Source organism: Mycolicibacterium pallens (genome assembly GCF_019456675.1).
Taxonomy (GTDB): Bacteria; Actinomycetota; Actinomycetes; order Mycobacteriales; family Mycobacteriaceae; genus Mycobacterium; species Mycobacterium crocinum.
Map to the genome: position 1 here is coordinate 732,875 of NZ_CP080333.1, position 23,276 is coordinate 756,150.

The 23,276-nt window shown below is 64.8% G+C and carries 24 protein-coding genes and 1 pseudogene; 15 read left to right on the forward strand and 10 right to left on the reverse strand.

The genetic code is table 11. The annotated features are described in order from the left end of the window. The first annotated feature begins 24 nt into the window (after positions 1–24). The 5 genes from K0O64_RS03370 to K0O64_RS03390 are packed head-to-tail and all read left to right on the forward strand — an operon-like array spanning position 25 to position 5,095. Entirely contained in the window at positions 25–1,239 is a 1,215-nt protein-coding gene (locus tag K0O64_RS03370) for a hypothetical protein (RefSeq protein WP_096309835.1), read from the forward strand. A 59-nt stretch (positions 1,240–1,298) separates the two neighbouring features. After that, complete coding sequence (gene ppk2, locus K0O64_RS03375; protein ID WP_096309836.1) at positions 1,299–2,156, forward strand: polyphosphate kinase 2; 858 nt, start codon at positions 1,299–1,301, stop codon at positions 2,154–2,156. A 28-nt stretch (positions 2,157–2,184) separates the two neighbouring features. Continuing rightward, the gene (locus tag K0O64_RS03380; protein WP_096309837.1) at positions 2,185–3,024 is read left to right on the forward strand and encodes a hypothetical protein; all 840 of its coding nucleotides are present in this window, start codon (positions 2,185–2,187) and stop codon (positions 3,022–3,024) included. 2 nt (positions 3,025–3,026) lie between these two features. Continuing rightward, positions 3,027–3,989, forward strand: a complete 963-nt coding sequence (locus K0O64_RS03385) for a DUF2889 domain-containing protein (RefSeq protein ID WP_096309838.1) — start codon at positions 3,027–3,029, stop codon at positions 3,987–3,989. Between the two features lie 56 nt (positions 3,990–4,045). Continuing rightward, a complete protein-coding gene (locus tag K0O64_RS03390; protein WP_096309839.1) occupies positions 4,046–5,095 on the forward strand; it encodes an NAD(P)H-dependent amine dehydrogenase family protein in 1,050 nt (349 codons plus the stop codon). Position 5,096: 1 nt separating this feature from the next. Here K0O64_RS03390 and K0O64_RS03395 read toward each other — a convergent pair whose 3' ends face one another. The 8 genes from K0O64_RS03395 to K0O64_RS03430 all read right to left on the reverse strand — a co-directional run bounded on the left by K0O64_RS03395 (position 5,097) and on the right by K0O64_RS03430 (position 12,945). Next, positions 5,097–5,795 carry a hypothetical protein gene (locus K0O64_RS03395; RefSeq protein WP_096309840.1) on the reverse strand — a complete coding sequence of 233 codons (699 nt, stop codon included), beginning with the start codon at positions 5,793–5,795 and terminating at the stop codon, positions 5,097–5,099. Then, on the reverse strand, positions 5,785–6,387 hold the full coding sequence (locus tag K0O64_RS03400; protein ID WP_125477379.1) for a hypothetical protein: 603 nt from the start codon (positions 6,385–6,387) through the stop codon (positions 5,785–5,787). Before K0O64_RS03400 ends, K0O64_RS03395 begins: the two co-directional genes overlap by 11 nt. 43 nt (positions 6,388–6,430) lie before the next feature. Continuing rightward, entirely contained in the window at positions 6,431–6,769 is a 339-nt protein-coding gene (locus tag K0O64_RS03405; RefSeq protein WP_096309842.1) for a hypothetical protein, read from the reverse strand. A 2-nt stretch (positions 6,770–6,771) separates the two neighbouring features. After that, positions 6,772–8,295 carry a putative alpha/beta hydrolase gene (locus K0O64_RS03410; protein WP_096309843.1) on the reverse strand — a complete coding sequence of 508 codons (1,524 nt, stop codon included), beginning with the start codon at positions 8,293–8,295 and terminating at the stop codon, positions 6,772–6,774. Beyond that, the gene (locus K0O64_RS03415) at positions 8,292–8,591 is read right to left on the reverse strand and encodes a DUF2563 family protein (RefSeq protein WP_071947755.1); all 300 of its coding nucleotides are present in this window, start codon (positions 8,589–8,591) and stop codon (positions 8,292–8,294) included. The genes K0O64_RS03410 and K0O64_RS03415 overlap by 4 nt, the downstream gene beginning before the upstream one ends. Positions 8,592–8,661: 70 nt before the next feature. Then, positions 8,662–10,665, reverse strand: coding sequence for a prolyl oligopeptidase family serine peptidase (locus K0O64_RS03420; protein ID WP_071947754.1), 2,004 nt, complete (start codon positions 10,663–10,665; stop codon positions 8,662–8,664). A gap of 16 nt (positions 10,666–10,681) precedes the next feature. Then, positions 10,682–12,496, reverse strand: a complete 1,815-nt coding sequence (locus tag K0O64_RS03425; protein ID WP_071947753.1) for a flavin-containing monooxygenase — start codon at positions 12,494–12,496, stop codon at positions 10,682–10,684. Between the two features lie 59 nt (positions 12,497–12,555). Beyond that, positions 12,556–12,945 (reverse strand): PIN domain-containing protein, encoded by a 390-nt coding sequence (locus tag K0O64_RS03430; protein WP_096309845.1) that lies wholly within the window; start codon positions 12,943–12,945, stop codon positions 12,556–12,558. Positions 12,946–13,103: 158 nt separating this feature from the next. Here K0O64_RS03430 and K0O64_RS03435 point away from each other — a divergent pair. From K0O64_RS03435 to K0O64_RS03480, 10 genes and pseudogenes are all read left to right on the forward strand, one after another. Continuing rightward, positions 13,104–14,155 (forward strand): annotated as a pseudogene (locus K0O64_RS03435) (2,3-butanediol dehydrogenase). After that, complete coding sequence (locus K0O64_RS03440) at positions 14,152–14,931, forward strand: acetoin reductase (protein WP_096309847.1); 780 nt, start codon at positions 14,152–14,154, stop codon at positions 14,929–14,931. The pseudogene K0O64_RS03435 and the gene K0O64_RS03440 overlap by 4 nt, the downstream one beginning before the upstream one ends. A 23-nt stretch (positions 14,932–14,954) precedes the next feature. Further along, complete coding sequence (locus tag K0O64_RS03445; RefSeq protein ID WP_096309848.1) at positions 14,955–16,244, forward strand: GAF domain-containing protein; 1,290 nt, start codon at positions 14,955–14,957, stop codon at positions 16,242–16,244. Positions 16,245–16,254: 10 nt separating this feature from the next. Further along, a complete protein-coding gene (gene adh, locus K0O64_RS03450) occupies positions 16,255–17,778 on the forward strand; it encodes an aldehyde dehydrogenase (RefSeq protein WP_096309849.1) in 1,524 nt (507 codons plus the stop codon). Positions 17,779–17,813: 35 nt separating this feature from the next. Next, complete coding sequence (locus tag K0O64_RS03455; protein ID WP_096309850.1) at positions 17,814–18,308, forward strand: DUF779 domain-containing protein; 495 nt, start codon at positions 17,814–17,816, stop codon at positions 18,306–18,308. A 29-nt stretch (positions 18,309–18,337) separates the two neighbouring features. Beyond that, positions 18,338–18,616, forward strand: a complete 279-nt coding sequence (locus K0O64_RS03460; protein ID WP_071947746.1) for a putative holin — start codon at positions 18,338–18,340, stop codon at positions 18,614–18,616. After that, positions 18,609–19,163: a hypothetical protein gene (locus tag K0O64_RS03465; protein ID WP_096309851.1), complete on the forward strand. Its 555-nt coding sequence runs from the start codon at positions 18,609–18,611 to the stop codon at positions 19,161–19,163. Before K0O64_RS03460 ends, K0O64_RS03465 begins: the two co-directional genes overlap by 8 nt. A 4-nt stretch (positions 19,164–19,167) precedes the next feature. Next, positions 19,168–20,562, forward strand: a complete 1,395-nt coding sequence (gene lpdA / locus K0O64_RS03470; protein ID WP_096309852.1) for a dihydrolipoyl dehydrogenase — start codon at positions 19,168–19,170, stop codon at positions 20,560–20,562. After that, entirely contained in the window at positions 20,559–20,828 is a 270-nt protein-coding gene (locus K0O64_RS03475) for a hypothetical protein (protein WP_096309853.1), read from the forward strand. Before lpdA ends, K0O64_RS03475 begins: the two co-directional genes overlap by 4 nt. Positions 20,829–20,938: 110 nt before the next feature. Continuing rightward, positions 20,939–21,190, forward strand: a complete 252-nt coding sequence (locus K0O64_RS03480; protein ID WP_217353554.1) for a hypothetical protein — start codon at positions 20,939–20,941, stop codon at positions 21,188–21,190. Positions 21,191–21,196: 6 nt separating this feature from the next. Here the strand turns inward: K0O64_RS03480 and K0O64_RS03485 are convergent, their stop codons facing one another. Together K0O64_RS03485 and ramB are read right to left on the reverse strand one after the other, a co-directional pair. Then, the gene (locus K0O64_RS03485; RefSeq protein WP_096309855.1) at positions 21,197–21,733 is read right to left on the reverse strand and encodes a carboxymuconolactone decarboxylase family protein; all 537 of its coding nucleotides are present in this window, start codon (positions 21,731–21,733) and stop codon (positions 21,197–21,199) included. Beyond that, positions 21,733–23,157, reverse strand: coding sequence for an acetate metabolism transcriptional regulator RamB (gene ramB / locus K0O64_RS03490; RefSeq protein WP_096309856.1), 1,425 nt, complete (start codon positions 23,155–23,157; stop codon positions 21,733–21,735). The genes K0O64_RS03485 and ramB overlap by 1 nt, the downstream gene beginning before the upstream one ends. Positions 23,158–23,276: the final 119 nt, after the last annotated feature.

Here is a 23,276-nt window from a genome sequence, read left to right on the forward strand (position 1 = left end):
GTGCCGACGGATTCGGGGGAATCAATGTTTCTTAGCGCGCGTCCGCACACGAAGCTTGCCGCGGCCGTTCTGACGGCCGGAATGGTGGCCACCGCTCCGGCGATCGTCGGCGCCGGTCCGGAGTCGATGCGGTCGCTGAGCAATGCCGGCGTGCAGCCGGCGTCGTTCGTCACCGATGTACTCAACAATGCGGGGAGCGTCGTGTCGGCGGCGGCCAGCGCCGTCCTGATCGGAACCGATCTCGTGCTGGGCCTGAACTACTACTGGGACGACGCCGATTTCGGCTGGGGGGTGCCCTTCAACCCGGTGTTCTGGGCGGCGGCCTTCTCCGACAACCAGAGGAGTGCGCTGAGTTATCTGTTGCAGACCTACCTCAACCCGTCCGACAACTACGTGGATCCGTCCGACACCACGATCCCGTACTACGCATATCCGTGGTACCTGAAGAACGACGTGGTTCTGCAACTGGTCAATGTGTTGCCGGCTCCGCTGGCGGTGCCGATCACCCAGGCGATCAACAACGTCGCCAACGGCATCAACCACGCCTTCGCCAACCTGGCCGACCCGACCCCGGCGATCACCGCGATGTGGCAGCTCTACAACACCCCGATTGGCCGGTTGATCTATGCGGCGCAGGACGTCATCGCCCTGCCGGTGACGCTGGCCGCGGCGGTCACCTATTACCTGGCTTATCTGCCGGCCGATCTCGAGGCGACCTTCGAGTCGGCGATCCAGCATCCCGCGGACATTCCCGGACTGCTCAGTCACCTCGTTTACGGCGCCCTGGACCCGGACCTGTATCAGGGACTGCTGGGCAATCTGACGTACAACCTCGTCAAGCCGTTGTTCTTCCTGCCGCCGCCGACGGGTGACAGCGGCTTCGGCACCCATGACGGCCTGGCCTATTCGCTGTATTCGCATTTCGTCGACACGGTCAACCACCTGCTGAGTTACCTTCCCGCTCCCATCACGCCGACACCACTGCCGTCCGCGGCAGTGTCGGAATCTGCGGTGGCGGTGCGCAAAGGGGTTGCAGCGCAGACTGATTCGACAAGCCCTGTCACCGAAGGGCAGTCGGCGGAGCGAAAGGGTGGCGCACAGGGGCAATCCGCCCGTACGCCCCGTGGCGTCAAGCAGGAGCGTGCGGCCAAATCCGGCGGCACCAAGAAAGCCGAAGGTGAACGAGTCGGCGGGCACGGACGGTCAGCGCGTCCCTCAAAGGCGGACACCGCCGCCTGAGCCCGGGTAGTTCACCGTGGCGTCACTCTCGGTTCTCTTGACGCTGCTAATTTCCGGCCGTGTCACTCGACAGCCATGGCTACACGATTTTCGATGACGACGATGACGACCCGGTGCTGCTGGACGCCGCCGGGCTGGCCGTCGACACGTGGCGGGAGAACTACCCGTACGACGAGCGGCTGACCCGCAACGAGTACGAAGAGCAGAAGCGGCTGCTGCAGATCGAGCTACTGAAGCTGCAGAAGTGGAGCCAGGCCCACGGGCTGCGGCACGTCATCGTCTTCGAGGGGCGCGATGCTGCCGGCAAAGGCGGCACCATCAAGCGCTTCATGGAGCATCTCAACCCGCGGGGTGCGCGGGTCGTGGCGCTGGAGAAGCCCACCGAGAAGGAACGCACCCAGTGGTACTTCCAGCGCTACGTCAACCATCTTCCGGCTGCCGGCGAGATCGTCATGTTCGACCGGTCCTGGTACAACCGGGCCGGTGTGGAGCGGGTGATGGGGTACTGCACGCCCAAGCAGCACGCCGAGTTCATCCGGCAGGCGCCGTTGTTCGAGCAGATGCTGGTCAACGACGGGATCAGCCTGACGAAGTTGTGGTTCTCGGTGTCCTCGAGCGAGCAGCGCACCCGGTTCACGATCCGGCAGGTCGATCCGGTGCGGCAGTGGAAACTGTCGCCGACGGACCTGGCGTCGCTGGACAAGTGGGACGACTACACCTCGGCCAAGGAAGACATGTTCGCCTGGACCGATACCGAGATCGCGCCGTGGACCGTCATCAAAAGCAACGACAAGAAACGGGCGCGGATCAACGCGATGCGCCATGTGCTGAGTAAGTTCAACTACGACAACAAAGATTTTGAGGTGGTCGGTCTGCCCGACCCCTTGATCGTGGGCCGCGCGACTCACTCCGACTGAGGCCTCGCGTCCCCGCAGAGGAGGACGCGTGCGGTTCGCGGCGACGCTACTGATGTGGCTCGTCACGACGCTGTTGTTGGCGGTCGCCCTACCCGCGGCATGGGTGCAGCAGCACCTGGTCGACGAGGACGGTTACGCGGCGCTGGCGCAGAAGGCGGCGGCCGATCCCGGGCTGCAGTCGGCGATGGCCTCGGAGCTGACCTCGCAGGTGGGCCGGTTGGGTACGAGCGTGAACACCGGGACCGTGAGCCTGGTCGCCGCCGCCTACACCGCCAGCTCGTCGTTTCCGGGCCAGTTCGCGCAGGCGAATCGCTTCGCCCACCGATGGTTGTTCACCGACCGGGTTCGTTCCAGTGTCGATTCGCAGGGCCGTTGGGTGATCGACCTGGCGCCGATGCTCTCCGATGCCGCGTTCAAGGAGACGCTCAGCAACTACAACGTCACGCTGCCGTCCTCGATACCAATTCCCTTGACGGACAACGCTCCATCGGCGTTGCGACCCGGTGCGTTGCGTCCGGTCGCGACCTTCGGCCCATGGGTCAGCGTGGGCGCGGCGGTGGTGGCAGGACTGTTCGCACTGCTGACGCTGTTCGTCGCCGGGAGCCGGGGCAAGATGCTCGTCGGTCTGGGGGTGTCCGCGCTCCTGGTTGGTGCTTCCGGTTGGGCGGCAATCGAATTCGGCCGACGCCGGCTGAATACCGTGCTGGACAACTCGTCTGGTGATATTCGGCGGATCGCTGAAGTGATGGTCGGCACTGCGCAGGACAGCATGCATCAGTGGCTGAACATCACCCTGGTGGTGGGCGGCGGCCTGGTGATCATCGGCGTGATCGTGTCGCTTCTGGTGAGTCTGGCCCGGACGAACTAGCCATGCCTTTCGTCACCGACATCGTCGGCCCGCAGAGGCCCGTCACCGAGTGGCCGCCCCTGCGGCCGGGAACGCGGCGCAGGACGAGCACGATCGACACGCATCCGCAGGACCCCCACACGGCCGATGTGCAATTGCGTGCTCGTGACATTCGGTCGAATTCGTCGGGCAACCACGACGTGCTCGACGACGTTGTCGTAGTGGCGCGATTGACCGATCGCGTGATCGCTGAGATCAGCTGCGACGACCCACGATTGGGCCGACTGCGGGGCGCACGGGTGGGGGCGGGTTTCCGTGCAATCGTCAGGGACCTACTCGGAAGCGACGCTGCGGGCTCGCCCGCTCTTTACCTTCTGCTCGACGACTGGGTCGGCGCGTCGCTGGTGACGGGGTACGGGGCGCATCACGCCGACATCACCGCCGGGGTGGAGTGGCCGATGTCGGATGGCATATCCGACCATCTGACCGGTATCTGTTCGGGCTTCGCTCCCGGTGCATCGGCCGTCGACTTCTCCCGGCGCAATCTGCTGATGCCGTGCGTGCGTGGGCCACTCGCGCCGCCGCTGGGGGAGATGCACCCCGCGGAACCCCTTCGCCCGCATGGGATGCGGCGGATGCGCAGGCTTGATGTTCTCCAGGACGGCGCAGCGGCCGCGTTCGACGCGCATTTCCGCGACTCCCACGTCGATGCCGAGGGCATCGAGACGATCGTGCACGAGTACACCGTCGTCGGTGAGATCGACCTGTCCTCGCTCTCGATTTCGCGCCTGACGGCGGAGGCACGGGTGCTGCCCTGGCAGGAATGCCCGGGCGCCTTGGCCAGCGCGCAGCGAGTCGTCGGCATGGCGGTGGGCGAGGTGCGCGATCGCGTCCGCACCGAGTTCACCGGTATCTCGACGTGCACCCATCTCAACGACACCCTTCGGTCGCTGACTGACGCCCAGGCGCTACTTGCTGCCGACTGAACCTCACGGTTTATAAATCGAGGGCATTACCGAACGGGTTACAGTACGATCGCCCAGTGCTGAAGGTCATCCAGTGGGCTACGGGTTCGGTGGGCAAGCATGCGGTGGCGGCCGTGCACCGGCATCCGGACCTGGAGCTGGTCGGTGCGCTGGTCTACAGCGGCGCCAAGGCGGGCCGCGATGTGGGTGAGGTGTGCGGAATCGGGCCGGTCGGCGTGCAGACCACCAAGGACGTCGAGGAGATCGTCGCGCTGGACGCCGACTGCGTGCTCTACATGCCGCAGGGCGAGATGAATCCGATGGGTGCGGTCGACGAGATCTGCCGGCTGCTGGCGTCGGGCAAGAACGTGGTGTCGACGGCAGTGACCGCGCTGATCTATCCGCTCAGCTTGGGTGCTCATGTGGTGGAGCGATTGTCGGAGGCGTGCGCGGCGGGCGCGACGTCGTTCCATGGCACCGGTATCGAGCCGGGGTGGGCCGCCGAGGTGTTGCCGTTGACGATGTCGGGGTTGTTCAGCCGCATCGACTCGCTGTTGGTGCAGGAGTTGATGGACTACACGACCTACGACAGCGCCCCAATGTTGTTCGACATCATGGGATTCGGCAAGCGACCCGACGAGCCGGTTCCGATGGCCGATGCGGCGCTGGCCAGGGTGACGTTCCGGGCGCCGCTGATGCTATTGGCTGACGGGTTGGGTGTGACCGTCGACGACTTCGTCTACCATCGCGAGATCGCCTTGGCTGCCGAGGCTTTCGATATCAAGGCGGGTCGGGTAGAGGCCGGGACTGTCGCGGCCCAGCGGTTCGGTTACACGGCTGTCGTGAACGGGCGGCCCGTGATGACGGTGGAACACATCACCCGGCTCGGCGACGACCAGGCGCCGGAGTGGCCGACCGGGCGGGGCTGGAAGGTCACCGTCGAGGGTGAGCCGTCCATGGTGCTCGAATCGAAGATCGCCACGCACGGCGAAGACGAAACCGATCAGGGTTGTCTGGGCACGGCGATGCATGCGGTGCATGCGATTTCACCGGTGTGCGCGGCCGCACCCGGAATCCGGACGTTCCTGGACCTACCGATGATCGTCGGGCGGCACGTGCTGGGGTGAGTCACTCGTCGTCTTCCTTGGCGTAGTGCCGGGCAACCGGGTCCCGCAAGCCGTAGCCCATCGGGCGGATCGTGCCGATGCGGTAGCCGAGTAGGTAGAGGATTGCCGGCAGGAATGCCATCGAAATCGACAGTGCGGCAGCGATGATCGCTTGGGTGGTCTGGCCGCGCGCTTTAGGAAGCTTGCGCGTCGCGTCGTCGATGCCGGATACGAGCGCACCCAGGCACACCAACCCCGCAGAGGGAAGGGTCTTAGCATCCCAACCGGTCAGTGCACCGCCCAATGCCGGAATCGCAACGATGGCGACGAACAGCCACCAGGCTTTCCGGGCAGTGATGCGTCCGGGATAGCTGTCCCGCGGCGGCATGGAGGGCGGTTCATCCGGGTCGACGTCGGCTGGGTCAGGCGCGCTGTCCTGCATGGAGAACGCGTGGTTGCGACCTCGGATTCGGATGTAGGGCGTCTTGAAATACGCCTGGAAAACAATGACGAGGGCTAGCCCCACCGCCACGATGACAACTGTGTTCCACCCTCGATCGGCGAGGCTCAGGGAGACGAAGGCGCCGCCGGTGAGCGAGCCGAACCAATACAGCCAGCGCTCGTACTGACGATCCTTGACGAATGCAGTGCCGAGCCAGCCGGCGCCGAGTGCTACACAGCCGGCGATGAACAGCCAGTGCGACCAGGTTTCAAGAGTCATGCTCGAGGAAGGGTTGGTGCGCGACGTCGTCGCGAGGTGTTGGAGTAGTCATGTAGTAGGCGACGAAGTACACGGCCACGGGCCAGAGCAGTGTCGGTACCGACCCGAGCACCACGATGGCGAATGGAAGGTATCGACCTCGCGCGATTGGGAAGCGATCTTTCCGATCGAGGTGCCCTGTCGCCGCCAGCGGCGCAGCTAGTAACGCACCGCCCATGATGCCAACTGGCGCAAGCCATCCGGTGGCTAAGGCGAACCCACCAGTGACCATGCTGAGTAGGGCCGTGTTCCACCACATGCTGCAGGCAGTCACGCGTTCGAGATAGCTGTCTGCAGGTGCTGGCGGCTCGTCGGGATCTTCGCGGGCATCGCTGATCCAGAAGGTACGAACTCGGCCGCCGATCTTGATGAATGGCGTCGAATAGAACGCGTATAAGGCAGCCACTGCCAGACACGTCACTGCTGTCAGCGCTGCGGGCATCGGGCCGTGGTCCGAGACGTAGGAGGCCAGCAGGATGGCCCCGGCAATCCACCCGGTCCAATAGGTGCGGCGCTTCCAAATTACGTTGACAGGCAGGATAACTGCGGACACTCCAATGAATCCCTCCGCCAGCCCTCCTGCGAAGAGAAGGCGGTCAGTCATCGGGATCGACGGGGGCTAATGCCGGCGGCCGGTCGGGTCGGTTGTGGCTGAAGGCGCCATAGACGCGTCCGTTGATCTTGATGAAGTTGGTCCAGAAGCCGGCGACCGCGAATAGGACGAGGACTGTCATGACGGCAACGAACAGCCCACCTTGCCAATACGGCAACTGGGAGCAGAACAGCGACACCGTAGTCACCGCACAGCCGGTCCACCAAACGCGACGTTGGATCGAGTCGGGCGAGAGCTTAGCGGACTTCCATAGCGGAAACATGCTGAGCAGCGTTCCCGCGGCAAGGGCGATAAGGGCCGTCCAGCCGAACAGATGTTGCATTGCTACCAACTCTTTCCGCCGCCGCCCGCCATGCTCGGGTCGAAGTAGCCGCCGATTCTGCCTCCGAGGTTTTCGCCGCCGAGGCCGCCGAGGAAGGTTGCGGCGACGACGATTGCTGCCGTGGTCCATGGACCCGTCAACGATCCGGCGGCCGCAGCAGCACCCCATCCCGCGGCCGCGCCACCGAATATCCCGCCGGTGGCACTTCCGAGTTCTTCGTATTTGTTGTCCCCGCCATGAATGAAGTCATTCACCGCAATCCCAAACTGCAGCACATCTCCTGCTGTGCCAGCGTACTTCGCGATGGGGCGCCATATCTTCGCGTCTTCCGGGGAGAGTAAATCAGTCAGCTTCGCGTGGCGCCCCTGGGGTACACCTTCGGCGTATGTTTCGACGCCTTTGAGTGGAAGGCTTGCCCCATCAGCCACATCGCCTGCTCGATGGAGCAAGTCATTGATCACCAGCTTTGCGCCGTCCTCGGACATGCCCTGACTCGTGAGCGCAGTCATTGCTTCCTTTACCGCAACGACGCGTCCGAATTGCTCTCCCTCGTCGAGCGCCTGCGTCGCCTGGTCTGCCGACATCGGAGGCAGACCGTACAGCCCCTGCTCCAGCTTTCGTTGCAGATCCAGTCGGCCTTGCGCGCGGCTCCGAGCATCGCCACCCAAGATAGGGTCCTTCGGCAACGGCCCGACGAAATGCGCCATCCGGAAATCGTCGAGTCGTTCGCCCGCGAGCCGTCGCGCATCGGCGTCGGCCGCCGGATTCGTGGCCGTGGCGAAATCGCGCAAACGCGCTGCGGCATCGGCCTTTTCCTGAGTCATCGGCCCGTCGCTGTTGACCAGCGCCTCGTCCTTGGCACGCTGGTTTGCGTCGTAGTAGTCGGTCGACTCCCGGCCGCGCTGCTCGAGTCCAGGCTGACCATCTCCGTCGACGTCCTCGATCGGTGCGGGATCGTAGCCGTGCTCGGCACGCAGGTCCGTCAGCGATGCCTCCAACTTGGCGCCGTAATCGTCACGAAGGGCTTCCACCTGATGTAGTACCCCGGACGTCGCGGCGATCGCGTTGTCCTCCAACGCCGAAGTGTCCTGATCGTGCGCCAACGCTTGATCAATCAGCGCGTCGATGTAGTGCAACTGCGTGTTGAGGTTCTCCACCTGCATGCCGGAAAAGCGCTGCGTCTCAGCAAGGTTCGCGGCGATGTTGGAAAGGTCGGCACCGATCGCGGGCAGCTGATCCCGTTGAACCATCAATCGCGTGGTGGCGCGCTGAACCTCTGCGCTGTCATTGATCGGGTGCTCGCCGTTCTCTCGGTTCCACGACGCCCGGAAGCGCTGCTGTGCCTGTTCGAACTCCGCGTATGTCTCGGCCGTGCAGGCACCGGCGCTGTAAAACGCACGCCCGAGGTCGGCGATCGCGCCAGGGTCTCCGCTCTGCAGCGTCTCGTCGACCTTCCATGGATCACCGCCGGCCTCGCCGATGAGGGCGGCGACGCTGATATGGACCAGGCTCGGGTATTCGGTCACAGCACTGAACGCAGAGCTTCGGCGTTGCGCTCCTCCATCTCGACGAACACCGACGCGGTCTTGTGCCCCTTATCGCCCAGGACGCCGAGCCGGTTCTCGTGGTGGCGCAACCGTTTGACGTGGTCACTGTGCGCCTCCGACAGCGCGCCGTGGAACGACTCTGCCGCCGGGAACGCACCGAAGATCCCCGACGCCGGATTCACGCGGCTCAGCGCGTCGGCGCCCTCCATCGCAAACGAGGCAGCGTTGTACGAGCGGTTTGCGCCCGACCGCATCTCATCGACGTCGACCTGCACTGAACACCCCCTGGCGAGTTAGCTGCTAGGTAGAGGGTACTACGTCATCCGCGCTGGTCAATTCACCCAATCAGCCCAGCATGCGATGCAGGAACGAGTAACTCAGCGCTGACTTGAAGGCGGTCTGCGCGTTGTCGGCCGCCCCGGCATGGCCACCTTCGATGTTTTCGTAGTACCAGACCGGGTGCCCCGCCGCTTCGAGCGCAGCCGTCATCTTCCGGGCGTGACCCGGATGCACCCGGTCGTCCCGTGTCGACGTCGTGACCAGCACCGGCGGATAGCGCTTGTCCGTCGAAATGTTCTGGTATGGCGAATACTCCGAGATGAACTCCCAGTCCTGCGGATCGTCCGGGTCGCCGTACTCGGCCACCCACGATGCTCCGGCCAGCAGCAGATGGAACCGCCTCATGTCCAGCAGTGGAACCTGGCACACCAGCGCACCGAAGAGCTGCGGGTATTTCGTCAGCATGATGCCCATCAGCAGGCCGCCGTTGCTGCCGCCCTGCGCACCCAGCTGCGCGACCGTGGTGATCCCGCGGGCGACGAGATCGCTTGCCACCGCGGCGAAGTCCTCGGCCACCTTGTGCCGACCCTCGCGCATCGCCTGCGTGTGCCAGCTCGGTCCGTACTCGCCGCCGCCACGGATGTTCGCGAGCACGTACGTACCGCCTCGCGACAGCCACATCCGACCCAACACTCCGTCGTAACCCGGAGTGCGAGACACCTCGAATCCGCCGTATCCGCCCAGCAGCGTCGGGCCCGGCGTCTGATCGTGCTTGTGGCCGACGACGAAGTAGGGGACCGCCGTGCCGTCATCGGAGGTGGCGAAATACTGGGACACCGCCAAGTCCGCGGCGTCAAAAAACGACGGCGCCCGTTTGATCTCGGTGAGCTCGGCGCCTGCCTTGCCGTACAGCAGCCGCGACGGTGTGATGAAATCACTGGAGTCCAAGAAGATTTCGTCGCCGACGTCGTCGGTGGCGACGATCACCGTGTTTCCCTCGACGCCCGCGACCGGTTCCCGACTCCAGGATCCCGGCGTCACGATCTCCACTCGGCTGGCCACATCGACCAGTGTCACCAGCAGCAACCGATCGAGCGTCCACGAGTACTGGTGCAGGCTGGAACGTTCGTCGGGCTCGAAGACCACGGCCAATTCTGCTGTGCCGGCGAGGAACTCGTCGTACTTCGCGGCGAGAAGTGACCCGGTCCGGTAGGACGCCGTGCCCGTCTCCCAGTCGCTGCGTAATTCGATCAGCAGCCACTCGCGGTGAATCGTCAGGCCGGCGTCGGTCGGCGCATCGATGCGAATGAGTTCGCCGGATCGCAGCTCGTACACCTCATCGTTGAAGAAGTCGACGGCTCGGCTCACGTGCGTGCGTTCGTACCCGGGGGTCCGGTCGACAGACGCCCCCACGGCCACGTCCGTGACCGGACCGGTGAATACCGTCTCCGCGTCGGCCAACGGCTGGCCACGCCGCCACCGCTTCACCATCCGGGGATAGCCGGACTCGGTCATCGAATCGGGTCCGAAATCCGTTCCCACCAGCAGGGTGTCGACGTCCTCCCAGGAGACACGCGATTTCGCTTCGGGCAGCTCGAATCCGTCGACTACGAATTCCCGTGCCAGCATGTCGAATTCGCGCACAATAGCCGCATCCGAGCCGCCCGGCGACAAGGACACCAGTGCGCGGGTGAGGTCGGGTTCGATGACGTCGGCGCCTGCCCACACCCACTTCTCACCGTCAGCCGCCGCGAGCGCGTCGACGTCGATGATGACGTCCCACTCGGGATCCTCGCTCAGGTAGCTCTCCAGCGTGGTCCGCCGCCACAAGCCTCTCGGGTTGGTCGCGTCGCGCCAGAAGTTGTACAGATACTCGCCGCGCCGGCGCACATAGGGAATCCGCGCATCGGTGTCGAGCACCTCCAACGCCTCGCTGCGCAGCTGCTCGAACAGCTCACCGCTGAACTCGGCGATGGTCGGATCGTTGTGCTTGCGCACCCAGTCGAGCTGCTCGTCGCCTGCGATGTCTTCGAGCCACAGGTACGGGTCGTCGTCAGCCATGCCCTCCATTCTGCGGGCAGCGGTATCAGCTCAGATGATGCACCTCTTGTAGTCCGTACACCTCGGTGGCGAGTCCCTCGTAGCGCGCCTTGAGCTGCAACGCCAAATACAGTGAGTAATGTCGCGACTGGTGCAGGTTGCCGCCGTGGAACCACAGGTTGTCCTGCTGGGTGGGCTTCCACATGTTGCGCTGTTCGCCCTCCCACGGTCCGGGGTCCTTGGGTGTGTCGCTACCCAACCCCCACACTTTGCCGACTTTGTCGGCGACCTCCTGTCCGATCAGGTCGGCGGCCCACCCGTTCATCGAGCCGTAGCCGGTGGCGTACACCACGACGTCGGCGGGCAGCTCGGTGCCATCGGCCAACACCACCGAATCCTCGGTGAGGCGATCGACCTGGCCGTGGGCGAGTTTGATCCTGCCGTCGGCGACGAGGTCGCAGGCGCCGACGTCGATGTAGTAGCCGGACCCGCGCCGCAGGTACTTCATGAACAGCCCGGAACCGTCGGCGCCCCAATCCAATTCGAAGCCCGCCGCCGCCAGCCTGTCGTAGAAGTCCTTGTCGCGCTCGCGCATCTGGTCGTACAGCGGAATCTGGAATTCGTGCATGATGCGATAGGGCAGCGACGCGAACGTGAGGTCGGCCTTCTCGGTCGTCATGCCCGCCGCCAACGCGCGCTCGGAGTACAGGTCGCCGAGACCGATATCCATCAGAGTGCTCGATTTGACGATATGGGTGGAGGACCGCTGCACCATCGTCACGTCGACACCGTTCTCGTACAGCGCCTTGCAGATGTCGTGCGCGGAATTGTTTGAGCCGATGACGACGGCTTTCTTGCCGACGTAGGGGTCCGGTCCCGGATGCGCCGACGAGTGGTGTTGGTCGCCGCGGAAGATGTCCTGTCCGGGCAGCGTCGGCACGCTGGGCTTGCCCGACATTCCCGTCGCCAACACCAGCTGGGTCGGATGCAGCGTGAGGCGCTCGCCGTCTCGGTCGACCTCGACGGTCCACTGTCGGGCGGCTTCGTCATAGGACGCGGACAGACACGTCGTCTTCGGCCAGTACGGCACCTCCATGACCCGGGTGTAGAACTCCAGCCAGTCGCCGATCTTGTCCTTCGGGGCGAAGACCGGCCAGTTCTGCGGGAACGGTAGGTAGGGCAGATGGTCGTACCAGACCGGGTCATGCAGGCACAGCGACTTGTACCGCTTGCGCCATTGGTCCCCGGGCCGTTCGTGCGTGTCGACGACGATCGCCGGCACCCGCAGTTGACGCAGCCGTGCGCCCAGCGCGATACCACCCTGACCGCCGCCGACAACGAGGACGTAAGGCTGGACCGTTCGGCCCAGTTGGGCCTCCTCGTCTGCCCGCTTCTCCGCCCACGAGCGCGGATCGGGGTCGTCGCCGTGTACCGCGCCCAGTGCACGCGTCGGCCCCTTGGCTTCTTCGAAACCCTTCAGTTCCTGCAGGGCGGTGAGCAGAGTCCAGGCCTGATCACCCTTGAGGCGCAGGTGACCGGTGCCGCGGCCAACGGCGGTGTCGAACTCGATGAACGCCGACGTGACCTCACCGTCGGCGGTCGGCGTCTCACGGGTACGGAAGCCCGATGGATCAGTGCCGTCGAGGCGGGCGCCGAGCATGTCGGCGATCTGGTCGCGACCTTCGACGGTCTTGATGTTCCAAGTGAACGAGACGAGGTCGCGCCAGAAGCTGTCGACGGCGAACTTGCCGACGGCACGGTCGATATCCCGGGCCGCCAGTGCGGCCTCGAAGTCGGCGAGCCACTCGTCGACCCGCTGCTGCGGGGTGAGGGTCGCCTGAGGTTCCAATGTCGATGTCATGTGAGCCAGACCACACCTCACGCCAGGGTGCGTGCAAGAGTTGCGAACCGTTGCAACGGCTAGCGGACGTTCATTTCCGCCGGCCGCGCTCGGGCCGACCTGCGGCGGTGGATCTCGTTGCGGACCGCGGCCGCCACTTCGCGACCGGTCGACGCGATATGACGCGGACGCCTGCGCACCGCGCGCCCCGCCGCGATCGCCAGCCGCCGGGGTGTGACTAGATGCTTCGGCGCGACCTCGTGGTTGAGCACCCGCATCAGTGTGTGGCGCGCGTGTGCGTCGTCGGCGATGCCGCGCAGCACCTCGGTGAGTACTGGCGTCGACGGCCCAGGTGCGCCAATGTCGGTCGCGAACCAATGCATGGCGTAGGCGTCGCGGTCGCGCCAGCGCCACCACCGCTTAGTCGCCTCGTCGACGGCCGACTTATCGGCGAGCCCGGCAGGCAGCATGTCGGCGAGCCGGGACGGCCAGCGGCGACCCCGCGCAGCGCGCCCCGACGATCACCACGTCGAAGACCTGCATGACTCAGTCTGCCCCGTGAGGCCACCCGTTGTGCAACCCCCTGCAACTCTTTCGAGATGTGGTCGCCGTCACATAGAACGGCCGCATGAAAGCAGCTGTCTATTACGGACCCAACAAGGTCGAGATCGACGAGTCGCCGAGCCGGAGCCGGCGCCGGGCACCGTGAAGCTCAAGGTCGGCTTCAACGGGATCTGCGGCACCGACCTGCACGAGTATTACGCCGGACCCATCTTCGTACCGACCTCGCCGCACCCTCTGACGGGCCAGCAATTACCGCTGACCATCGGCCACGAATTCTCAGGCACGATTACCGCCGTCGGCGACGGCGTCACCGGCTGGGCTGAAGGCGATCGGGTAGCCGTCGAACCCATCTACAAGTGCGGCGACTGCGCACCCTGCCGCGCCGGAAATTACAACGTGTGCCAACACATCGGTTTTCACGGATTGATGTCCGACGGAGGTATGGCCGAATTCACCGTCGTCCCGACATCGATGCTGCACAAGCTGCCCAACAGTGTGTCGTTGGAACTCGGTGCGCTCGTGGAACCGATGTCGGTGGCCTACCACGCCGCCACCCTCGGTGACGTGGGCGGCGGCGACACCGCCATGGTGTTCGGAGCCGGGCCGATCGGCATCGGGTTGTGGTTTGCCCTGCGCGGCAAGGGCGTTGACGACATCTTCGTGGTCGAGCCGTCCGCCACCCGGCGCGCTGCCATCGAATCCCTGGGCGCCACGACGCTCGACCCGGCAGCGATCGACGTCCCGACATTCATCGCCGATCACACCCGTGGCAACGGTGCCGATGCGGTGTTCGACGCCGCCGGCGTCACGCCTGCGGTGACGACCGCGCTGGCGTGCGTGGGATCGCGCAAGCCGATGGTCAGTGTCGCCATCTACGAAAAGCCATTGGAGACACCACTTCTGAATCTCGTCATGAACGAAAGCCGCATTCAGGGCTCCCTGTGCTACACCGGGTCGGACTTTGAATCCGTCATCGCGCTGATGGCCGACGGTGCCTACGACACCACCGGCTGGGTGGCCACAATCCCGATCGACGACGTCGTCGACGAAGGCTTCGAGGCGCTACATGCGGGCAAGAAAATGAAAGTCTTGGTAGATCCGAACGGAGAATCATGAGCTTGCACGGAAAGGTTGCTCTGGTCACCGGGGCGGCGCGGGGGATCGGCCGCGGAATCGCGTTGCGGCTCGCCCGGGACGGTGCCGACGTCGGGCTTGTCGACGTTCGTTCCGACGGTATCGAGGCCGTAGCCGCTGAGATCGCCGAGATCGGCTGTAAGGCAACAACATTTGTCGCCGACGTGAGCGACCGCGAGCAGGTCTTCGCGGCCGTCGACCACACCGCGACGGCCCTGGACGGGTTCGACATCATGGTCAACAACGCGGGCATCGCGCTGGTCGGACCGATCGCCGACGTCACTGCAGAGCAGGTTGGCCGGGTCTGGGACATCAATGTCAACGGTGTGTTGTGGGGCATCCAGGCGGCGGCGTCGAAGTTCACGGCCCTGGGCCATGGCGGCAAGATCATCAACGCCTCGTCGATCGCCGGTCATGACGGCTTCGGCATGCTCGGCGTATACAGCGCATCGAAATTCGCGGTACGCGCACTGACGCAGGCCGCTGCCAAGGAATACGCTGCGGTCGGCATCACCGTGAATGCCTACTGCCCAGGTGTCGTCGGCACCGACATGTGGGTGGAGATCGACAAGCGGTTCGCCGAGCTGACCGGGGCTGCCGAGGGCGAGACGTATGCGAAGTTCGTCGGCGGGATCGCGCTGGGGCGTGCCGAGACTCCCGACGATGTGGCGGGGTTCGTCTCCTATCTGGCGGGTCCGGACGCGGACTATATGACCGGCCAGGCGGGGCTGATCGACGGCGGCCTGGTCTACCGCTGAGATGCGGAGCACAATCGGCAGTGATGCAAGGGGCGAATGTGCCTGAGCCCGCAGTCGCGCTCGGCGAGGACCCGCGTAGCTACGCGCGGCTGATGTCGGCCGTCTATGACGCGACGATGTCGGGTCACCGTGCGCCCGCTCGCCCTCGCGACATCATCGGCGACTCGTGGCAGCGGCTGATGTCTGCCGGCGTCGACCCCGACAACCGCACCCCACCGGTGGTCGAGTCCGGCGCGGTGGAGGCGTTGCGACGGGCGTCAGGCTTGATGGCAGTGCTCGACGAGGTGTCCCGCGGCCTCGAGTCGATCGTGGCCGACGGCACCAACATCCTGGTCGTGGCCGACTCGCACGGGAGGGTGTTGTGGCGATCGGGCTCCCCGGCGGTCCTCAACAACGCCGACCGCCTCGGGTTCATCGAAGGAGCGCGATGGGCCGAAGGTGAAGTGGGCACCAACGCCATCGGCACCGCGCTGGTGTCCAACCGCGCGGTTCAGGTGTTCTCGGCCGAGCACTTCTTGCGGACGCATCATTCCTGGACGTGCGCGGGAGCGCCCATCCGCGATCCGCGCACCGGGCAGGTGATCGGGGTGGTCGACGTCTCCGGCCCGGCGGCGACGGTGCACCCGACGACGGTGGCGTTGGTCGACGCGGTCGCGCGGCTCGCCGAATCGCATCTGCGTGAACAACACGACCGCACGCTCAATCGGCTCCGGATGGTCGCTGCCCCGATACTGGCCCGCATCGGCAAGCCGGCGCTTGCCGTCGACTCCGAGGGTTGGGTGGCGGCGGTCGACTCGCTGCCGCTGCACAATCGCATTCTGCTGCCGGACGAGATTGCTCCGGGCCGGGCGTGGATCACCTCCCTGGGCATCTGCGATATCGACGTGCTTCCCGGTGGGTGGCTGGTTCGGCCGGCCGAGGACGACGAGGCTCCGGCGCTGACGCGGGTGGAGCTGGATCTCACGGCGCCCGGTGCACCCGCATTGGACATGGCGGGGCAGTTCGGCCGCTGGCGCCACGGTATCTCGCTGCGGCATGCCGAGATCCTGCTGATCTTGGCGCGGGATCCGCGGGGCCGGTCGGCGCCCGAGCTGGCCGACGACCTCTACGGCGACCGCAGCCGGGTTGTCACGGTACGCGCTGAGTTATCGCGTCTGCGTAAGCATTTCGCCGGTTTGCTTGCCGCGCAGCCATATCGTTTTGTCAGTGGTGTCGACGTGAGCGTGCGATATCCCGTAGACATGTCACTGGTGCTGCCATCATCGACCGCACCGGCGGTTCGTACCGCACGTATCACCGAAAGTGTCTCGTAGAGGAGGACTTATGACTGTTTTTGCCCGCCCCGGTGCGTCGGGGTCTGCCATGTCTTTTCAGTCTCGGTATGAGAATTTCATCGGTGGTGAGTGGGTGGCGCCGGTGGGTGGTCAGTATTTCGAGAACCCAACGCCCGTGACCGGTGAAGTCTTCACCGAGGTGGCGCGCTCCACCGACGCCGATATCGAGAAGGCGTTGGATGCCGCGCACGCGGCCGCACCGGCATGGGGTAAGACGTCCGCGGGCGAGCGGTCGGTGATTCTCAACAAGATCGCCGACCGTATCGAGGCCAACCTCGAGTCGATCGCCCTGGCCGAGTCGTGGGATAACGGCAAGCCGATCCGGGAAACGCTCAACGCCGATATTCCGTTGGCAGTGGACCACTTCCGCTACTTCGCCGCCGCGATCCGCGCCCAGGAAGGCGCGTTGTCGCAGATCGATGAGGACACCGTCGCCTACCACTTCCACGAGCCCCTCGGTGTGGTCGGGCAGATCATTCCGTGGAACTTCCCGATCCTGATGGCCGTCTGGAAGCTGGCACCGGCCTTGGCCGCGGGTAATGCGATCGTGCTCAAACCGGCCGAGCAGACCCCCGCCTCGGTGCTGTATCTGATCTCGTTGATAGCCGACCTGCTGCCGGCCGGAGTACTCAATGTGGTCAACGGATTCGGCGTCGAGGCCGGCAAACCCCTGGCGTCGAGCAATCGGATCGCCAAGATCGCGTTCACCGGGGAAACGACCACCGGCCGGTTGATCATGCAGTACGCCTCCCAGAACCTGATCCCGGTCACCTTGGAGCTGGGCGGGAAGAGCCCGAACATCTTCTTCTCCGATGTGATGGCCGCCAACGACGACTATCAGGACAAGGCGCTGGAGGGGTTCACCATGTTCGCCCTCAACCAGGGTGAGGTGTGCACGTGTCCGTCGCGGTCGCTGATCCAGTCCGATATCTACGACGACTTCCTGGCGATGGCGGCGATCCGCACCAAAGCGGTGCGGCAAGGGGATCCGCTGGATACCGAGACGATGATCGGCGCGCAGGCGTCCAACGACCAGCTCGAAAAGATCTTGTCCTACATCGAGATCGGCAAGAGTGAAGGCGCTCAGATCCTGACCGGCGGTGAGCGTGCCGAGTTGGGCGGTGACCTCAACGGCGGCTACTACGTGCAGCCCACGATCTTCACCGGCGACAACGCGATGCGGATTTTCCAGGAGGAGATCTTTGGACCCGTGGTGTCGGTGACGTCGTTCACCGATTACGACGACGCCATCCGGATCGCGAACGACACCCTCTACGGGTTGGGGGCCGGGGTGTGGAGCCGTGATGGCAACACCGCCTACCGGGCCGGGCGTGACATCAAGGCCGGGCGGGTGTGGACGAACTGCTATCACGCTTATCCCGCACACGCGGCGTTCGGTGGCTACAAGCAGTCCGGCATCGGCCGGGAAAACCACAAGATGATGCTCGACCACTATCAGCAGACCAAGAACCTGCTCGTCTCCTACTCCAACAAGGCTCAGGGCTTCTTCTGACGAGCGGAGCGAGGAAGAACGAGTTGGCACCGTTGATGAAACAGCAGGCGCCGCCGCGGGCACTGATCACCGCGGCGGCCGCCGAGCTCCTGCACAGCCTGCAGCAGCGGCACGGGCCGGTGATGTTCCACCAGTCCGGCGGCTGCTGCGACGGGTCGTCGCCGATGTGTTACCCCGACGGTGACTTCATCGTCGGCGACCGCGACGTGCTGCTCGGGGTGCTCGAAGGTGCCCCGGTGTGGATCTCCGGCCCGCAATTCGAGACGTGGAAACACACCCAGCTGGTGATCGACGTCGTACCCGGTCGCGGTGGCGGCTTCAGCTTGGAAGCCCCCGAGGGCATGCGTTTTCTGAGCCGGGGCCGAGCCTTCACCGACGCGGAAAACCAGTTGCTGGCCAGCGAATCTGCGGTGACCGGAGCCGACTACGAGCGTGGCGCCCGCCCCGCCGAACGGGCCGACCTGGTGGTCGCCGACGCAGCAGACGCTTGTGCAATCCCTGGTCGGCGCGCCGGAGTCGTTCAGCAATAGTCCGGACGACTGCACGTACCCTCATAAGCGTGATACCCCTGCCTCGGGCATGGCTGCTCACAAGCGCGTTGCTGGTCGGCACCGTGACCGGACTGGTTGCGGCGGTCGTGGCCACCCTGCTGGTCAAGACACCCGTTCGCCCCGATCTGGTGGTCGGTTTGGTGGTGGCCGTCCCGAGCGTCATCGGAATGCTGCTGATCCTGTTCTCCGGCCGGCGCTGGATGACAACGGTCGGGGCGTTCATCCTCGCGATGGCGCCAGGTTGGCTCGGGGCATTGGTTCTGGTTCAGGTGGTGTCACATGGTTGAAAAGACTTCCCTCCCGTCGACCGAGCCCCATCACGCGCCGATCTTCGACACCGGCCCACATCCCGACGTGCTCCGCGCACTGACCGACGAACCCGAGGCGCAGGTCTCCGAAGAGTCCATCGCGTTCAGTGAGTTGGAGAACTTCGACACCGACGCGTTCCTGCATCGGGTCGACGGATCGGTGCACGCCGAGCCGGTGGTCGTACCGCCCGCCCCGTCCGCTGTCGTCGGCACGTATCAGTACATGAAGCGGTGGCCGTTTGTGTTCATCGTGGCCGCCGTCTGGGTGCTGGCCGCCGCCGCCGGTCTGGGCATGTACTTCTGGTGGTACACCTCGCTGAACAAGACTCCCGCGGTGTTCTGCGTGCTCATGTACCTGATCGTCTGCTCGGTCGCCAGCATGCTGGTTTCCATGGTGCAGAACCGGCCGCAGGTAACGGCGCTGGCCATCGCCCTGATGTCGGCACCGCTGGCCTCGGTGGCCACCGCCGCGCTGCTGCACGGCGCCTACTACTTCGAATGGATCGCGCGTCCGACGATAGGCTGACGACGTGACCCACTATGACGTCGTCGTCCTCGGAGCCGGTCCTGGCGGATACGTCGCGGCAATCCGCGCCGCCCAGCTCGGACTGAACACCGCCATCATCGAACCCAAATATTGGGGCGGAGTCTGCCTCAATGTCGGCTGCATCCCGTCGAAGGCGTTGCTGCGCAATGCCGAGCTGGCCCACATCTTCACCAAAGACGCCAAGACGTTCGGCATCAGCGGTGAGGCCAGCTTCGACTACGGGGTCGCCTTCGACCGCAGCCGCAAGGTCGCCGACGGCCGCGTCGCCGGCGTGCACTTCCTGATGAAGAAGAACAAGATCACCGAGATCCACGGTTACGGGAAGTTCACCGGCCCGAAGAGTATCGAGGTCGATCTCAACGAGGGTGGCACCGAGAAGGTCGAGTTCGACAACGCGATCATCGCGACCGGCTCGAGCACTCGTCTCGTTCCCGGCACCTCGCTGTCGAAGAACGTCGTCACCTACGAGGAGCAGATCCTGTCCCGGGAACTGCCCAAGTCGATCGTCATCGCCGGGGCCGGTGCCATCGGCATGGAGTTCGCCTACGTCATGAAGAACTACGGCGTCGACGTCACCATCGTCGAGTTCCTGCCGCGCGCGCTGCCCAACGAGGACGCCGAGGTCTCCAAGGAGATCGAGAAACAGTACAAGAAGCTCGGCGTGAAGATCCTCACCGGAACCAAGGTCGACAAGATCGAGGACGACGGTTCGACGGTCACCGTGACCGTCAGCAAGGACGGCAAGACCGAGGAAATCAAGACCGAGAAGGTGTTGCAGGCCATCGGTTTTGCGCCGAACGTCGAAGGCTTCGGTCTGGACAAGACCGGCGTCGAACTCACCGACCGCAAGGCCATCGGCATCGACGACTACATGCGCACCAACGTGCCGCACATCTACGCGATCGGTGACGTCACGGCCAAGCTTCAGTTGGCGCATGTCGCCGAGGCGATGGGCGTGGTGGCCGCCGAAACCATTGCCGGTGCCGAGACGCTGGCCCTGGGTGACTACCGGATGATGCCGCGCGCGACGTTCTGCCAGCCGCAGGTGGCGAGCTTCGGCCTCACCGAGGAGCAGGCCCGCGACGAGGGTTACGACGTCAAGGTCGCCAAGTTCCCGTTCACCGCCAACGGTAAGGCCCACGGACTGGCCGACCCCACCGGCTTCGTGAAGGTCATCGCTGACGCCAAGTACGGCGAATTGCTCGGTGGCCATCTGATCGGGCCCGACGTCTCGGAGCTGCTGCCGGAGATGACGCTGGCGCAGAAGTGGGACCTGACGGTCAACGAGCTGACCCGCAACGTGCACACCCACCCGACGCTGTCGGAGGCACTACAGGAATGCTTCCACGGTCTCGCCGGCCACATGATCAACTTTTGAGGCCAACGCTGATCGCCGGTATCGGCGGACTCGTAGTCGGCCACATCCTGTGGCTGATCGGCATCTCGTTGGCCACCAACAGCGAGGATGTCAGCTTCTGGGTGCTGATTCTTTCTGCCGTGATCGCTGTGATCGCCGCGGCCGTTGGATACCTGGCGTGGCGAACTTATCAGCGTAAGAACAAAATTTGGGCGGCGTTTCTGGGCTGTGTGCCGGTCTCGCCGGTGATCTTCACCCTGATCGTTCTCGGCGTCACTTACCTCTAGAGCGGATCTGCCAGCTGTTCGGCAGGTCCGTTTCAGGCTGTCCCAAGCATCGCGGCGTCGACTCGTACCAGCCGGTGTCAGAGAGGCTCCGGGCTGCGAGGGGGATTGTCATGGCCGAATGGCCGCGTGGTGTAAGCGCAAAAGTCTGGATGGCAGTGATCGGCGGCAGTGCCGTGGTCGCCATGGGCGGAGTAACCGTCGCGTTCGACGACGGAGTGCCCGTGGATTCATCGCCGGTGGCGGCCCCAATACTGCCCGGTCCGATGACCCAGGGCGACACCGTGACAACCACGATTCCACCAACGACCTTGGCTACGGCGAAGGCGGTCGTGACGCACAAGGCCCAGCCCTACAAGGGGTAGCCCGCGCTAGTCGGGGAAGTCCATCGGCACCCGCAACGTCGCCAGAATGGCGGCGATAGCGTCGTAATGCCCTGCCAGCGCGCAGAATTCGATCACCTGCTCGCGGGTCAGATGTGTCGACAGGTCGGCGAACGTGTCGTCGGACAAATCGCGGTTCAACACGAATTCATCGACCGCGGTCAGGAGCGCGCGCTGGCGGTCGGTAAGGCCCTGCGCGGTAGGCCCGGCAAAGATCTTGTCCTGCAACGCCGGATCGACGCCTCGGCTACGGGCCAGCCTACGATGCTGCTGCAGCTCGTACTCCGAACCGCGTAGGTGACCCACTCGCAAGATCACCAACTCCTTGTCCCGCTTGGGCAGCTTGCCCCAATTCAGTAGCACGCCCGAATACGGGAGGAACGACAGGAACAACAGCTTGTGCTGGCCCAGCACTTCGAACAGGTGCATGTGGGGAGCCCGAATAGACCTAGCGCCCAAGCGGGAGATCCCCCAGTTGAGCACGCCGAGCTCGCGCCGGCTGCCGGGTGAAATGCGTTGACCCATTAGGACTCCTTGACCAGATAGGGCGACACCGTACTGCGGTGCTCATCGAGATCCAGCGCCCGGCCCAGGGCCGGGAAGGCGCGCTGCGGGCAGTTGTCACGTTCGCACACCCGGCAGCCCGCGCCGATCGGTGTCGCGCTGTCGGCGGACAAGTCCAGACCTTTGGAGTAGACCAGCCGGCTGGCATGCCGCATCTCGCAGCCCAGTCCGATCGCGAAGGTCTTGACCGGCTGACCGTAACGCGACGCCCGCCGCTCGACCGTTCGTGCCACCCACATGTAGTTCTGCCCGTCCGGCATCTGAGCGATCTGAACCAGGATCTTGCCCGGGTTCGAGAACGTCTCGTAGACGTTCCACAGCGGGCAGGTGCCGCCGGCGGAGGAGAAGTGAAAACCCGTGGCGGACTGGCGTTTCGACATGTTGCCGGCTTTGTCCACCCGGACGAACGAGAACGGGACGCCCCGCATGGACGGCCGCTGCAGGGTGGAGAGCCGGTGGCAGATCGTCTCGTAGCTGACCTGATAGAAGGCCGACAGCCGTTCGATGTCGTAGCGGAAACTCTCGGCCATGTCGTGAAACTGCCCATACGGCAGCACCGTTGCGGCCGCGAAGTAGCTGGCCAACCCGAGGCGCGCCAGCTTGCGCGATTCCTCGCTGGTGAACTTGCCCTCGTCGACCAGCTTGTCGATCAAGTCACCGCACTCCAGGTAGGCCAGCTCGGTGGCCATCTTGAAGACCTGCTGGCCCGACGACAGGTGATTGCTGATCTCCAGCGTGCGCGCGACGGGGTCATAGCGGTGCAGCACGGTGTCGCCCATGTCGATGCGGCGGATGATGTGCACGCCGTGCACCATGGTGAGGCGGTCGGCCAGCTCCCGCGACAACTCGGCTCGGTGCATCCGCATGCGGATGGTGAGATCCTCAGCGGCGGTGTCGAGTTCGTGCAGATAGTTCTGCCGTTGGTAGAAGTAGTCGCGGACTTCCTCATGCGGCATGGAGATCGACGCCGAGCCACTGCCTCCGGTGTTGAGATTGAACCGGTCTTCGGTCGCGGCCGCCAGCTGCGCGGTGGTGATCCGGTAGCGGCGATGCAGATTGACGATCGCACGGGCGATCGCCGGGTGCGTGCCGACGATGTCGGCGACTTCGGTCATGTCGACGTCGAGGTCGAGGTCGCGATCCATTGTCACTTCGCGGAGTTCGGCGACCAGCCGGGTGTCGTCCTCGGACGAGAAGAAGGTGGCGTCGACGCCGAACACCTCGGTGATGCGCAACAGCACCGCAACGGTCAGCGGCCGCACATCGTGCTCGATCTGGTTGAGGTAGCTCGGCGAAATCTCCAGCATCTGGGCCAACGCCGCCTGGCTGAATCCACGTTCGCTGCGCAGCTGTCGTATCCGGGAGCCGACGAACGTCTTGGCCACGCTGACAGCCTACTCACGTGTGCGAAGGCGGCTTCGCAGCGTTGGCAACGCAAGCCGGTTGGCATCGATGAGGCCCTTTGGCATGATCGCGCTGGGACGGGATCGGAGAGGACGACACA